Source organism: Micromonospora sp. NPDC047793, from assembly GCF_040642635.1.
In the GTDB taxonomy this organism is placed as follows: Bacteria; Actinomycetota; Actinomycetes; order Mycobacteriales; family Micromonosporaceae; genus Micromonospora.
This window is the reverse complement of the sequence record NZ_JBEYSG010000007.1, coordinates 227,627-241,378: the sequence shown is the minus strand read 5'-3', so window position 1 is coordinate 241,378 and position 13,752 is coordinate 227,627. Positions and strand designations below refer to the sequence as shown.

The 13,752-nt window shown below is 75.1% G+C and carries 9 protein-coding genes, 1 pseudogene and 1 riboswitch; of the genes and pseudogenes, 4 read left to right on the top strand and 6 right to left on the bottom strand.

The window, feature by feature from the left end; genetic code table 11:
- Position 1: 1 nt before the first annotated feature.
- On the bottom strand, positions 2 to 631 hold the full coding sequence (locus ABZ738_RS16995; RefSeq protein ID WP_131053230.1) for a precorrin-8X methylmutase: 630 nt from the start codon (positions 629 to 631) through the stop codon (positions 2 to 4).
- Positions 628 to 1,827 (bottom strand): precorrin-3B synthase, encoded by a 1,200-nt coding sequence (locus tag ABZ738_RS16990; RefSeq protein ID WP_357214193.1) that lies wholly within the window; start codon positions 1,825 to 1,827, stop codon positions 628 to 630. Before ABZ738_RS16990 ends, ABZ738_RS16995 begins: the two co-directional genes overlap by 4 nt.
- 66 nt (positions 1,828 to 1,893) lie before the next feature.
- A riboswitch (cobalamin riboswitch) is annotated at positions 1,894 to 1,972 on the top strand.
- 51 nt (positions 1,973 to 2,023) lie between these two features.
- Here ABZ738_RS16990 and cobN point away from each other — a divergent pair.
- On the top strand, positions 2,024 to 5,677 hold the full coding sequence (gene cobN / locus ABZ738_RS16985; protein ID WP_357214191.1) for a cobaltochelatase subunit CobN: 3,654 nt from the start codon (positions 2,024 to 2,026) through the stop codon (positions 5,675 to 5,677).
- A gap of 67 nt (positions 5,678 to 5,744) precedes the next feature.
- Here the strand turns inward: cobN and cobA are convergent, their stop codons facing one another.
- From cobA to ABZ738_RS16965, 4 genes and pseudogenes are all read right to left on the bottom strand, one after another.
- Entirely contained in the window at positions 5,745 to 6,530 is a 786-nt protein-coding gene (gene cobA / locus ABZ738_RS16980; RefSeq protein WP_254877057.1) for a uroporphyrinogen-III C-methyltransferase, read from the bottom strand.
- Between the two features lie 138 nt (positions 6,531 to 6,668).
- Positions 6,669 to 8,030: pseudogene (locus tag ABZ738_RS16975) on the bottom strand (cobyrinate a,c-diamide synthase); the annotation flags it as partial.
- Entirely contained in the window at positions 8,024 to 8,638 is a 615-nt protein-coding gene (gene cobO, locus ABZ738_RS16970; RefSeq protein WP_357214188.1) for a cob(I)yrinic acid a,c-diamide adenosyltransferase, read from the bottom strand. The gene cobO and the pseudogene ABZ738_RS16975, both read right to left, overlap by 7 nt.
- Positions 8,638 to 10,650 carry a magnesium chelatase subunit D family protein gene (locus tag ABZ738_RS16965; protein ID WP_357214339.1) on the bottom strand — a complete coding sequence of 671 codons (2,013 nt, stop codon included), beginning with the start codon at positions 10,648 to 10,650 and terminating at the stop codon, positions 8,638 to 8,640. Before ABZ738_RS16965 ends, cobO begins: the two co-directional genes overlap by 1 nt.
- Positions 10,651 to 10,962: 312 nt before the next feature.
- Between ABZ738_RS16965 and cbiE the strand changes: the two genes are divergently transcribed.
- Genes cbiE through cobF form a run of 3 tightly spaced genes read left to right on the top strand, consistent with a single transcriptional unit; the run spans position 10,963 to position 13,717 of the window.
- Positions 10,963 to 12,174, top strand: a complete 1,212-nt coding sequence (cbiE, locus tag ABZ738_RS16960; RefSeq protein WP_131054544.1) for a precorrin-6y C5,15-methyltransferase (decarboxylating) subunit CbiE — start codon at positions 10,963 to 10,965, stop codon at positions 12,172 to 12,174.
- Positions 12,171 to 12,941, top strand: coding sequence for a precorrin-4 C(11)-methyltransferase (cobM, locus tag ABZ738_RS16955; RefSeq protein ID WP_131054543.1), 771 nt, complete (start codon positions 12,171 to 12,173; stop codon positions 12,939 to 12,941). The genes cbiE and cobM overlap by 4 nt, the downstream gene beginning before the upstream one ends.
- Positions 12,938 to 13,717: a precorrin-6A synthase (deacetylating) gene (gene cobF / locus ABZ738_RS16950; protein WP_357214185.1), complete on the top strand. Its 780-nt coding sequence runs from the start codon at positions 12,938 to 12,940 to the stop codon at positions 13,715 to 13,717. Before cobM ends, cobF begins: the two co-directional genes overlap by 4 nt.
- Positions 13,718 to 13,752 lie beyond the last annotated feature (35 nt).

Sequence of the window (13,752 nt, the reverse complement as noted above, 5' to 3'; positions counted from 1 at the left end):
GTCACTCCACCTCGCTCGCGATGCCGTTCACGGCCGCCGCGGTGACGGCGCTGCCGCCCCGACGACCCTGCACGACCAGGTACGGGATCCGGGCCGGATGCGTGGCCAGCGCCTGCTTGGACTCGGCCGCGCCGATGAACCCGACCGGTACGCCCACCACCGCCGCCGGCCGACCCGCGCCCTCGTCGACGAGTTCCAGCAGCCGGAACAGGGAGGTCGGGGCGTTGCCGATGGCGACCACGGCGCCGTCGAGCCGGTCCCGCCACAACTCCATGGCGGCGGCGCTGCGGGTGGTGCCGAACTGCCGGGCCAAATCGGGCACCGCCGGATCACGCAGCGTGCACACCACCTCGTTGTCGGCGGGCAGCCGGGTGCGGGTGATCCCGGCGGCGACCATCGCCGCGTCGCAGAGCACCGGCGCACCGGCGGCCAGTGCGGCGTACCCGGCGGCGACCACCTCGGGGTGCGCCTCCACGTCGTCGACCAGGTCGACCATGCCGCAGGCGTGGATCATGCGCACCACCACCCGGGCGACGTCGGCGGGGAAGCGGGACAGGTCGGTCTCGGCGCGGATGGTGGCGAACGAGCGGCGGTAGATCTCGGCGCCTTCGCGGACGTAGTCGTAACTCATCGTGGTCTCCGTGCCTGTGCCACCCGCTCGGACAGCGGGCCGTGGTGATCCCCTCGGGGACCGGCGACACGGTAACCGGCGCCGGTGGCCACCGCCAGGGCAGCCGGACCGGACGGTCGGCCGCAGCACCGGTCACAGCCCGCCCAGTGCAGGGGAAGCGCGTCGTCGGCGGGCGGTGCGGCGGCGGTCAGGGCGGCCGTGGCGTCGGCGCGGACGTCGGCCAACGCGCTGCCGCAACCGGGTCGGCCCGCGCAGGCGGTCACCCCGACCCAGGGCGAGGCGGGATCGACGACCAGCCCGGCCCCGGTCAGCACCGGCACCGCCGACTCGGGTGCGGCGACCACGACGACGGTCCGCCACGGGGTCACCACCACCGGCCCGTCGGTCAGCGCCGCGACCGCCTCGGCCTGCGCGGCGGTGAGCCGGCCCAGGGGTGCGGCGGCGACCACGAACCCGGCCGGGTCCGGACCGACCGGCGGCGGGCCGCCACGCGGCACGTCGACCGGCGCGGCGTGCGGCCCGCCCAGTGCCGCGACGATGGCGGCGGGTGCCTCGGGCAGGTCGGCCACCCGCCACACGTCCCGCCGGCCGGCCCGGTGGCGCAGGAAGGCCCGGGCTGCGGCGACGATCGTTTCGGCCGCCTCGTCGGCGTCGGCCCGCAGCCCGACGTCGTGTCCCGCCACCAGCAGCGCGCCCGGGTCGGCCAGCCAGCACAGGTCCGCGCCGAGGGTGGCGACGTCACCCCGGCCGTCGTCGACGGCGATGAGGAAACGGCCGCTGAGGTCGGCGAGATCGGGACAGGCGCAGAGCGCCTCGTCGACCCGGGCCACCACCGGCCGTACGTCGGGCCGCCCGTCGTGCTCCAGGCCGCTCAGCGGTGAGGCGACGATGTTGCGGACCGTCTCGTGGGTGGCGCTGGGCAGCAGCCCCGACTCGACCAGGACGGCGGCGATGCGGTCCACCGCCACCTGGTCGGGGATGCCGCGGAGCTGCACGTTCGCCCGCGAGGTCAGCTCCAGCGTGCCGTCGGCGTCGCGTCGGGCGGTGGCCGCCAGCCGGCGTAGCTGTGACGTGCTCAACCCGCCGCCGGGAAGCCGGACGCGGACCAGCAGACCGTCGGCGGCCTGGTGGGCCCGAAGCGCCCCGGGACACCGGTCGGCGCCGGAACGGCCGGACGGGGAGGAGACAGCGGGCACGTGCTCATCGTAGAGTCAGACTCTCGGCACGGAATGCGCCGAGATCAGCATCACGCGGTCGGTGCGGAGGAACCCGGTGCGAGTCCGGGGCGGTCCCGCCACTGTCACCGGTCCGGCCCCGTGCCGGGCCGCGAGCCAGACACTCCGGTCGACCGCGACCGACGGCCACGGGCGCGGACCCGGGGAGGAGTCAACCATGCCCGGTGACGGCGTGATCCTACTGCTGTCCACCTCGGACACCGACCTGCTCAGCGCCCGGTCCAGCGGTGCGACGTACCGGCTGGCGAACCCGGCCCGCGTCGGCGAGGAACCGGAGGCACTGGCCGACCTGACGGCCGGCGTGGACCTGGTGGTGGTCCGCATCCTCGGCGGTTACCGGATGTGGCAGCGTGGCCTGGACACGTTGCTCGGCGGCGACGTGCCGGTGGTCGCCCTCGGCGGTGAGCAGCTTCCCGACGCCGACCTGATGGCCCGCTCCACGGTGACCCGGGGCATCGCCGCCCAGGCGCACGCCTACCTGGCGCAGGGCGGTCCGGACAATCTCCGCGAGCTGCACGCGTTCCTCAGTGACACGGTGCTGCTGACCGGTCACGGCTTCGCGCCGCCGGTCGCACACCCCACCTGGGGGGTGATGTCACGTCCGGCCCCGACGGGGACCGGGCCGACCGTGGGCATCCTCTATTACCGGGCCCACCAGCTCAGCGGCAACACCGCCTTCGTGGAGGGGCTCTGCGCGGCCGTCGAGCAGGCCGGTGGCGTGCCACTGCCGGTGTTCTGCGCGAGCCTGCGCGCCCCCGAGCCGGACCTGCTGGCCACGCTCGGCCGGGCCGACGCGCTGCTGGTCACGGTGCTGGCGGCCGGGGGTACCCGGCCGGCGGAGGTCTCCGCCGGGGGCGCCGACGAGGCGTGGGACGTCGGTGCGCTCGCCGAGCTGGACGTGCCGATCCTCCAGGCGCTGGCGCTGACCCAGGACCGGGCGTCCTGGGCGGAGAGCGACGACGGACTCAGCCCGCTGGACGCGGCCACCCAGGTGGCGGTGCCGGAGTTCGACGGTCGGCTGATCACCGTGCCGTTCTCGTTCAAGGAGACCGACGCCGACGGGCTGCCGCACTACGTCGCCGACCCGGAGCGTGCCCGCCGGGTCGCCGGCATCGCGGTCCGGCACGCACGGCTGCGCCACGTGCCGCCGGCCGAACGACGGATCGCGGTGGTGCTGTCGGCGTACCCGACGAAGCACTCCCGGGTCGGCAACGCGGTCGGTCTGGACACCCCGGCCAGCGCCGTACACCTGCTGCGGACGCTGCGCGGGCAGGGTTACGACGTCGGTCCGGTCGACGGCCCGGACGCGCTGCCCGGCCTGCTGCCCAGCGGCGACGGCCAGGACGCCGACGGGGACCGCCTGATCCACGCGCTGATCGCGGCCGGCGGCCAGGACCCGGAGTGGCTCACCGAGGAGAAGCTGGCCGGCAACCCGGTACGCGTCCCGGCCACCACCTACCGCCGCTGGTTCGACGCGCTCCCCGACGACCTGCGGGAGGCGATGACCGAGCACTGGGGTCCCGCCCCGGGTGACCTGTTCGTCGACCGGTCCGCCGACCCGGACGGCGAGATCGTCCTGGCCGGGTTGCGGGCCGGGAACGTGCTGCTGATGATCCAGCCGCCTCGCGGGTTCGGCGAGAACCCGGTGGCCATCTATCACGATCCGGACCTGCCGCCGACGCACCACTACCTGGCCGCCTACCGGTGGCTGGACGAGGAGTTCGGCGCGCACGCCGTGGTGCACCTGGGCAAGCACGGCTCGCTGGAGTGGTTGCCCGGCAAGAACCTCGGCCTCTCCGCGAGCTGCGGCCCGGACGCGGTCCTCGGCGAGCTGCCGCTCATCTATCCGTTCCTGGTCAACGACCCGGGTGAGGGCGCGCAGGCCAAGCGGCGGGCGCACGCCACCATCGTGGACCATCTGGTGCCGCCGATGGCACGCGCGGAGAGCTACGGCGACATCGCCCGGCTGGAGCAGTTGCTCGACGAGCACGCCAACATCGCCACCATGGACCCGGCCAAGCTGCCGGCCGTACGGGCGCAGATCTGGACGCTGATCCAGGCCGCCCGCCTCGACCACGACCTCGGCATGGAGCAGCGTCCGCACGACGCCGAGTTCGACGACTTCCTGCTGCACGTCGACGGGTGGCTCTGCGAGGTCAAGGACGCGCAGATCCGCGACGGCCTGCACGTCCTCGGGCACGCCCCGACCGGCGAGGCGCGGGTCAACCTGATGCTGGCCATCCTGCGCGCCCGCCAGGTCTTCGGCGGTCAGGCCGACGCGGTGCCCGGTCTGCGGGCCGCGCTCGGCCTCGACGAGGGCGGCGCCGAGCAGACCGCCGAGGTGGACCGGATCGAGGCGGTGGCCCGACGGCTGGCCGAGGAGATGGAGCGGCACGACTGGTCCGCCGAGGCGGTCGACCGGGTACGCGTCGAGGTGCTCGGCGACGACCACCCGCACGGCGCGGAGGTCGGCCGGGTGTTGACGTTCGCCGCGACCGAGGTCGCGCCACGGCTGGCCGGCACCACCGGGGAACTCGACGCCGTGCTGCACGCCCTCGACGGGGGTTACGTGCCGGCCGGACCGAGTGGGTCGCCGCTGCGCGGCCTGGTCAACGTGCTGCCGACCGGCCGCAACTTCTACACCGTCGACCCGAAGGCGATCCCCAGCCGACTGGCCTGGGAGACCGGGCAGGCGATGGCCACCTCATTGCTGGAGCGTTACCGCCGGGACACCGGCGAGTGGCCACGCTCGGTCGGTCTGTCGGCGTGGGGCACCTCGGCGATGCGGACCTCCGGCGACGACATCGCCGAGGTGTTGGCGCTGATCGGGGCGCAACCGGTCTGGGATCCGGCGTCCCGGCGGGTCACCAGCGTCGAGATCGTCCCGCTGGCCGATCTGGGCCGCCCCCGCATCGACGTCACGTTGCGCATCAGCGGCTTCTTCCGGGACGCCTTCCCGCACGTGGTGCTCCTGCTGGACGACGCGATCCGGGAGGTGGCGGCGCTGGACGAGCCGGACGAGGAGAACTACCTCGCCGCGCACGCCCGTGCCGACAGCGCCCGGCACGGCGACGACCGGCGTGCCACCACCCGCATCTTCGGCTCCAAGCCCGGTGCGTACGGTGCCGGGCTGTTGCCGCTGATCGAGAGCGGGAACTGGCGCGACGACGCCGACCTGGCCGAGGTCTACACCGTGTGGGGTGGGTTCGCGTACGGCCGTGACCTGGACGGGCGGCCCGCCCGGGAGGACATGGAGTCGGCGTACCGGCGGATCGCGGTGGCGGCGAAGAACACCGACACGCGTGAGCACGACATCGCCGACTCCGACGACTACTTCCAGTACCACGGCGGGATGATCGCCACGGTGCGGGCGTTGACCGGGCAGGCGCCCCGGGCGTACATCGGGGACAGCACCACCCCGGACGCCACCCGGACCCGGTCGTTGACCGAGGAGACCGCACGGGTGTTCCGCGCCCGGGTGGTCAATCCACGGTGGATCGCTGCGATGCGCCGGCACGGCTACAAGGGCGCGTTCGAGATGACCGCCACGGTCGACTACCTGTTCGGGTACGACGCGACGGCCGGCGTGGTCACCGACTGGATGTACGAGCAGCTCGCGGAGAGCTACGTCCTGGACCCGGAGAACCAGCAGTTCCTGCGCCGGTCGAACCCGTGGGCGCTGCGCGGGATCGTCGAGCGGCTCACCGAGGCCGCCGACCGTGGGCTCTGGGCCAAGCCCGATCCCGCCCTGATGGACGCGCTACGGCAGGCGTACCTGGAGGTGGAGGGCGACCTGGAGGAGTCCGGCTGAGCGGTGCCCGTCCCGGGGAGCCGTCGGTTCCCCGGGACGGGCTCAGGCGACGTGCCCGGGACGGGGCTCAGACGTCGGCGAGCTGGGTGACGTCAGCGAACGCGGCGACCGCGCCGATCACGGTGACGGCGGGTGCGCACAGGTGCCCGGCGGCGGCGACGTCGGCGATGTCGGCGAGGCTTCCGCGCAGGACGCGTTGCCGGTCGGTGCCGCCGTTCTCCACGCTGACCGCCGCCGTGGCCGGGTCCATGCCGTGCCGCAGCAGCGCGTCGGTCACCTCGGGCAGCGTCTGCACCGCCATCAGCAGCACGATCGTGGTGCCGGAGCGGGCCACCCCGGCCCAGTCGACGGTGCTGCCCGGGTCGTCGGGCGGCAGGTGGGCGGCGAGCACGGTGAAGCCCTGTGTCAGACCGCGATGGGTCACCGGCACACCGGCAAGCTCGGGCACGGCCACCGCGCTGGACACCCCGGGTACCACCTCCACCGGCACCCCGGCGGCCCGGCAGGCCAGCACCTCCTCCATGCCCCGGCCGAAGACGAACGGGTCGCCGCCCTTGAGCCGCACCACCCGGTGTCCGGCCTGGGCCTCGGTGACCAGGATCTGGTTGATCTGCTCCTGGGGGACGAACGCGCCGCGTGGCACCTTCGACACGTCGACGACCCGGACGCCGGGCCGCAGGTCGCGCAGCACCGCGTGCGGCACGAGCCGGTCGGCCACCACCACGTCGGCCTCGGCGAGACGGTCCAGCGCCCGGCGGGTGAGCAGACCCGGGTCGCCGGGGCCGCCTCCGACCAGCGTGACCCGGCCGACGGCGGGCGCATCGGCCGGGGTGGGACCGGTCGACCCGGACACGCGCGGGGCCGGGATCACCCCGGCCGCCGGGCTTGCGACAGCCGGGACGGCGCCGGAACCACCGGGTTCCGGGTCCGCGACGGCAGCGGGGGTACGGGGTGCCGCTCCGGTGGTGTGCCGGTGGACGGCGGTGGCGAAGCGGGCCGCCAGGCTCGGGTATCCGGCCCAGTGCACGTGCAGGTAGGAGGCGTGCACGGTGCCGGCCACGACACCGTCGGGCACCGGCGCGGCGGTGCCGTGCGCGGCGGACGGGCGGGGCCGGAACCGCCAGGCGGGCGTGCTGTCGGGATCGGCGTCGACACGGGTCCGGTGGAACTCGTGGCCGGTGACCGCCTGGTCGGCGTCGGCGAGCACGCTCTCCGTGGTGGCCCGCGCGTCCCGGTAGCCCAGCGTCAGCCGGTCGGTCATCCGGGCGCGTACCGGCAGGACCCCGGTCATCGGCGCGCCGTCGAGGTCGCGGGCCAGGTAGAGCAGGCCGGCGCACTCGGCGACCGTCGGGACGCCGCGCGCCGCGGCGTCGGCCACCTCCCGACGCAGGGGTGCGTTCTCGGTCAGTCCGGCGGCGTACACCTCGGGGAAGCCGCCGCCGAGGTACAACCCGGTGGTCTGCTCGGGCAGCGTCGGGTCGTGCAGCGGGTCGACCGGGGCCAGCCGGAGGCCGGCGGCGGTGAGCAGTTCGTCGGTCTCGGCGTACCGGAAGGTGAACGCCGGCCCGGACGCGACCGCGACGGTCCCCTCCACGGTGAGACCGGACAGTTCGGCCACCGGGTCCCAGGCCGGGCCGGGCAGCGCGGGTGCCCGGCGGGCCACCGCGACGACCTGGTCGAGGTCGACACCGGCGGCGACGTGGGCGGCGAGCGCGTCGACGGTACGCGCGGCGGCGGCGGCCCGCTCGGCGACCGGCACCAGGCCGAGGTGCCGGCTCGGGGTGTCCAGGGTCGCGTCCCGGCCCAGCGCCCCCAGCACCGGCACGCCGGTGACGGCCAGCGCGTCGCGGATCTCCGCCTCGTGGGTCACCGAGCCGACCTTGTTGAGGACCACCCCGGCGACGGTGAGCTGCGGGTCGAACGTGGCGAAGCCGTGCACCAGCGCGGCGATGCTGCGCGAGGCACCGGAGACGTCCACCACGAGCAGCACCGGGGTACGGGTCAGCCGCGCCACGTGGGCGGTGGAGGCGTACCCGGCCCGACCGACCGCGCCGTCGAGCAGGCCCATCACGCCCTCGACGATCGCGATGTCGGCGGGGGCCCCGACGGTGGCGCCGTGCCGCAGCAGCGGCAGGATCCGCTGCTCGCCCTGGAGGAACGGGTCGAGGTTGCGGCCCCGGCGGCCGGTGGCCAGCTCGTGGTAGCCGGGGTCGATGTAGTCCGGGCCGACCTTGTGGCCGCTGACGGTCAGGCCGCGCCGCCGCAGGGCCGCCATCAGGCCGGTGGCCACCGTCGTCTTGCCCTGCCCCGAGGCCGGAGCGGCGACGATCAGCCGGGGCGGGAGGGTCACCATTCGATGCCCCGCTGCCCCTTCTGACCGGAGTCCATCGGATGCTTGATCTTGGTCATCTCGGTGACCAGGTCCGCCGCGTCCACCAGCCGGGGATCGGCGTCCCGCCCGGTCACCACCACGTGCTGGTGACCGGGGCGCTGCCGCAGCGTCTCCACCACCTCGTCGACGTCCACCCACCCCCACTTCATCGGGTAGGTGAACTCGTCGAGCACGTACAGGTCGTGGGCGGACGTGGCGAGCCGGCGCTTGATCTCCGCCCAGCCCTCCGCGGCCTGCGCCGCATGGTCGCTCTCGGTGCCCTGGGTCCGGCTCCAGCTCCAGCCGGCGCCCATCTTGTACCAGGAGACCGGGCCACCCTGGCCGGTCTGCTCGTGCAGCGTGCCGAGGGCGCGTAGTGCGTGTTCCTCGCCGACGGTCCACTTGGCGCTCTTGACGAACTGGAACACCGCGATCGACCAGCCCTGGTTCCAGCCCCGCAGGGCGAGCCCGAAGGCGGCGGTGGACTTGCCCTTCGACGGTCCGGTGTGGACCATCAGCAGCGGCCGGTTGCGGCGTTGCCGGGTGGTCAGCCCGTCGTCCGGCACGGTGACCGGTTGGCCCTGTGGCATCAGGCGGCACCCCTCTCGGTGCGGACGGCGGTGTGGGCGCGTACCGCGTCGGTGAGCGCGTCGGCGGCGACCCCCTCCAGCGGCAGGTACTGACCGCCGAGCGTGGTGGCCAGGTCGGCGGCGAGTCGCATACGTACCCGGCCCTGCTCGCAGTCGACGACCACGGTGCTGGTGCCGGCGGCGGCGAGCAGGCGGGCCGCCTGCCGGGCCCGACCCACCGCGTCCGGGCCGGTGGTGGCGCGCCCGTCGGTGACCAGCACCAGCAGCGGACGCCGTCGCGGATCGCGGATCCGTTCCACCCGTAGCACCTCGCGGGCGCGCAGCAGCCCCTCGGCCAACGGGGTGCGGCCTCCGGTCGGCAGCGTGGCCAGCCGGGCGGCGGCCACCTCCACGCTGGCGGTCGGCGGCAACGCCACCTCGGCGTCGGTGGCGCGGAACGTCACCAGGCCGACCTTGTCCCGGCGCTGGTAGGCGTCGAGCAGCAGGGAGAGCACCGCCGCCTTGACCGCGCCGACCCGTTGGCGGGCGCCCATCGAGCCGGAGGCATCCAGGCAGAACAGGATCAGGTTGCCCTCGCGGCCCTGCCGCACCGGCAACCGCACGTCGCCGGGACGGACCAGGATGCCGGGACCCTGTCGGCCCCGGGCCCGTTGGTGCGGGGCGGCGGCGTGCAGGGTGGCCACCAGGTGGGGCCGTCCGGTCGTCGCCCCGTCGGGACGTCGGGCGCCGACGGTGCGGCCGGTGGTGGTGCGGGCCGGCGAGCGGCGGCCGGCGACGCCGAGGCCGCTGCCGGGGACCTGTAACAACCGGGCCCGGTAGGGCGCGCCGGCCGGCACCGGTGCGGGGACCGTCCGCTCCCCCTCGGCGCCCGGGGCGGGCGGGGTGTCCGGGCGGGAGCGGTACGGGCGGTCGTCGGCGGAATCGCCCTCGAGGTCGCCCGGGCCGCCGCCGTCGGGCGGGCCGTCCGGGTCGTCCGGGCCCGGGGGGCCGTCCGTGGGCGGATCCGGCTCCTCCTCGGGCGGCCCGGGCTCGTCCAGCCCGGCGTCGTGCAGCGCCCGGTCGAGGTCGGCGGCGTCCTGCTGCGGCGGGTCGAAGGGGTTGCGGCGGCGGCGGTGCGGCAGGGCCAGCCGGGCGGCGACCCGGACGTCACCGACGCTCACCTCGGTGCGCCCGCACCACGCCGCGTGGGCGATGGCGGTCCGCGCGATGACCAGGTCGGCGCGCATCCCGTCGACCTCGGCGGCGGCGCAGAGGGCGGCGATGCGGGTCACCGTCGCGTCGTCGAGACGGACCGTCGGCAGCAGGGTCCGGGCGCGGGCGACCTGTGCGCCCAGCGCCGCGTCGGCGTCGGCGTAGCGGGCGGCGAAACCGTCCGGGTCGGCCTCGTACGCGAGCCGTCGGCGCATCACCTCGGCCCGCACCTGCGGGTCCCGGCTGGCGGCGACCTCGACGGTCAGACCGAAGCGGTCCAGCAGCTGCGGGCGCAGCTCCCCCTCCTCGGGATTCATGGTGCCCACCAGCACGAACCGGGCCGCGTGGGTGACCGAGACGCCGTCGCGCTCCACGGTGGCGCGCCCCATCGCCGCCGCGTCGAGCAGCACGTCCACCAGGTGGTCGTGCAGCAGGTTGACCTCGTCGACATAGAGCAGGCCACGGTGGGCGGCGGCCAGCAGGCCCGGGTCGTACGCGGTGACGCCCTCGCGCAGTGCCCGTTCCAGGTGCAGCGCGCCGAGGAGGCGGTCCTCACCGGCACCGACCGGCAGTTCCACCAACCGGGCCGGACGCGTACGGGCCGGTGGGTCGGCCGGGTGCGGCCCGTCCGGGCAGTCCGGGTCGGGTGCCGCCGGGTCGCAGGAGAAGCGGCAGTCGGTCACCACGTCGACCGGGGGCAGGAACGCGGTCAGGGCCCGCACGGCGGTCGACTTCGCGGTGCCCTTCTCGCCTCGGACCAGCACACCGCCGATCGCCGGGGAGACCGCGCACAGGTTCAGCGCCAACGCCATGTCGTCCATGCCGACGACGGCGGAGAAGGGGTACGACCGCACGGCCACACCTTTCACCTCGCGTGGGTCCTCGCCCACGGCCGGTCACCGACCACGCCGACGCAGCGGCCGACGTGGCACGACGCAGCGAGTGTCTGGCTTCCGGTGGCCGGCGCGGGGCCGGACCGGTCACAGTGGCGGGACCGCCCCGGATTCGCCGACCCCGTTCGGGCCGGCTCACCGGTGTTCCCCACCGCGCCGTCGTCGCCGATGATGTCACACCGACCCCCCGGGGCGGCAGGGTCGCGGATTGCTGGACTACCGTTGCGCCGCGTGAGGTCCATGACATCCCCGGTCGCCGTGGTCGGCGTCGGCGCGGACGGCTGGGCGGGGCTCGGCGAGCGCGGACGCGACGCGGTGCGGCAGGCAGAGGTCGTGCTGGGCGGCCGGCGGCACCTGGACCTGCTGCCGGAGAGCGTACCGGCGCAGCGGGTCGCCTGGCCGACGCCGTTGCTGCCGGCCCTGCCCGACCTGCTCGCGACGCACGCCGACCGGCGGATCTGCGTACTGGCCAGCGGCGACCCGATGTGGTTCGGTATCGGCACGCACCTGGTCCGGCTCCTCGGCGCCGACCGGGTGCGCGTGGTCGGCCATCCCTCCTCGATCACGCTGGCGTGCGCGCGGATGGGCTGGCCGGTGGAGCGGGTCACCGTCCGCAGCGCGGTCGGCCGTGACCTGGACGAGGTCCGCCGCGACCTCGCCCCGGGCCGACTGCTGCTGGTGCTCAGCACCGATGCCGCCACCCCCGCCGCGCTGGCCCGGCTGCTGACCGACGCCGGGTACGGCGACAGCGAACTGACGGTCCTGGGCGCGCTCGACGCCGACACGGAGCAACGGGTCGACGGCCGGGCCGAGGGTTGGGCCGCCCCACCCGGCGATCCGCTGAACGTGGTCGCGGTGCGGGTCGTCGCCGTAGCCGGCACGCGGGTGCTCTCCACCGTGCCCGGTCTGCCGGACGACGCCTTCGCGCACGACGGCGCCCTGACCAAGCGGGAGGCCCGCGCGTTGGCCCTGTCCCGGCTCGCACCCACCGGCGACGACCTGCTCTGGGACGTCGGGGCCGGCAGCGGCAGTGTGGCGGTCGAGTGGCTGCGCAGCGATCCCTCCACGTCGGCGGTGGCGGTGGAGGGCCGTGACGACCGCGCCGACCGGATCGTCGCCAACGCCCGGAATCTCGGCGTACCCCGGTTGCGGGTGGTCCGGGGCCGGGCGCCGCAGGCCCTCGCGGACCTGCCCGCACCCGACGCGGTCTTCGTCGGCGGCGGGCTGACCGCACCGGGGGTGTTCGACGCGGCCTGGGACGCGCTGCGTCCCGGCGGGCGGCTCGTCGCCCACGCGGTCACCCTCGAAGGCGAGCGCGAACTCACCGACCAACTGGCCCGGCACGGTGGGGACCTGACCCGGTTGTCGATCGAACGCGCCACGCCGCTGGGCGGTTTCACCGGGTGGAAACCGGCCCGCGCGCTGGTGCAGTGGGCGGTGAGCAAGCCATGACAGTGCACTTCATCGGCGCCGGACCGGGCGCCGCCGACCTGATCACCGTACGCGGGCAACGCGTCCTGGCCCGCGCCCAGGTCTGCCTGTACGCGGGCAGCCTGGTCCCCGCCGACCTGCTCGCCACCTGCCCGCCGGACGCCCGGCTGGTGGACACCGCCGAGCTGACGTTGGACGAGATCGTGGCGGCGATGGTCGAGGCGCACCGCGACGGTCACGACGTCGCCCGCCTCTGCTCCGGCGACCCGGCCGTGTTCAGCGCCGTCGCCGAGCAGACCCGGAGGCTGGACGCGGCCGGGGTGCCGTACGAGATCGTGCCGGGCGTGCCGTCGTACGCGGCGGCGGCGGCCACGTTGCGCCGGGAGCTGACCGTGCCGACCGTCGGGCAGACGGTGATCCTCACCCGTACCCAGGCCCGGTCGACGCCGATGCCGCCCGGGGAGACCCTGGCCGAGCTGGGCCGCAGCCGCGCCACGCTGGTCCTGCACCTGGCGGTGGCGCGGACCCGGCAGATCGCCGGAGAGCTGGTCGGGCACTACGGGTCGGACTGTCCGGTGGCCGTGGTCGCCAACGCCAGCCGTCCCGACGAGATCGTGCTGCGCGGCACCCTGGCCGACATCGCCGATCAGGTGGAGGCGCACGGCATCCGCCGGACCGCGGTGATCATCGTCGGGGCCGCGTTGGCCGCCGACTCCTTTCCGGACAGTTACCTCTACTCCCCCGGCCGGGACCGTAGCGCCAAGCGTCCGCACGGGCCGACGGCATGAGCGCCGCGCGGACGATCCTGGTGATCGGCATCGGGGCCGGCGACCCGGGTCAGCTCACCCTCGCCGGAGCCGAGGCGATGCGCCGGGCCGACGTGTTCTTCCTGCTGGACAAGGGTGCCGAGAAGCACGACCTGATCGCGTTGCGGCAGGAGCTGCTGGCTCGTTTCGCCCGGCCGGAGCATCGGGTGGTCGAGGTACGCGACCCGGACCGGGACCGGACCGCCGCCGGGTACGTCTCGGCGGTGGACCAGTGGCGACGGGACCGCGCCGACCTGCTGGAGGAGGCCATCGCCGCGCACCTGCCCGACGGGGGCTGCGGCGCGTTCCTGGTCTGGGGCGATCCGGCGCTCTACGACAGCACCCTGGCGGTGGTGGAGGAGATCCGGGCGCGCGGCCGGATCGCGGTGGAGCACACCGTGATCCCGGGCGTCAGCAGCGTGGCGACGCTCGCCGCGCGGCACCGCATCGGGCTCAACCGGGTGGGCCGGGCGTTCCTGGTGACCACCGGCCGCCGGTTGGCCGAGCATCTGCCCTCGGACGTCGACGACATCGTGGTGATGCTGGACGCGAACTGTTCCTTCACCCACTACCTGGACGAGGACTTCGACATCTTCTGGGGCGCCTACCTGGGCACCGTCGACGAGATCCTGGTCGCCGGACGGCTGTCGGAGGTGGCGGAGCGGATCGTGGAGACCCGCCGGGAGGCCCGCCGCCGCAAGGGCTGGATCATGGACACGTACCTGCTGCGGCGCCGGGATCCGGCCGGCGAGGCGTGACCGGGCCGACGGGCGACGTGGCCCGGACGCGGGCG

Excerpts from the sequence above, each read along its gene's own strand:
- ABZ738_RS16965 (WP_357214339.1), bottom strand. The coding sequence starts at position 10,650 with ATGGACGACATGGCGTTGGCGCTGAACCTGTGCGCGGTCTCCCCGGCG.
- cobM (WP_131054543.1), top strand. The coding sequence starts at position 12,171 with ATGACAGTGCACTTCATCGGCGCCGGACCGGGCGCCGCCGACCTGATC.
- ABZ738_RS16995 (WP_131053230.1), bottom strand. The coding sequence starts at position 631 with ATGAGTTACGACTACGTCCGCGAAGGCGCCGAGATCTACCGCCGCTCG.
- cobO (WP_357214188.1), bottom strand. The coding sequence starts at position 8,638 with ATGCCACAGGGCCAACCGGTCACCGTGCCGGACGACGGGCTGACCACC.
- cobF (WP_357214185.1), top strand. The coding sequence starts at position 12,938 with ATGAGCGCCGCGCGGACGATCCTGGTGATCGGCATCGGGGCCGGCGAC.
- cbiE (WP_131054544.1), top strand. The coding sequence starts at position 10,963 with ATGACATCCCCGGTCGCCGTGGTCGGCGTCGGCGCGGACGGCTGGGCG.
- cobN (WP_357214191.1), top strand. The coding sequence starts at position 2,024 with ATGCCCGGTGACGGCGTGATCCTACTGCTGTCCACCTCGGACACCGAC.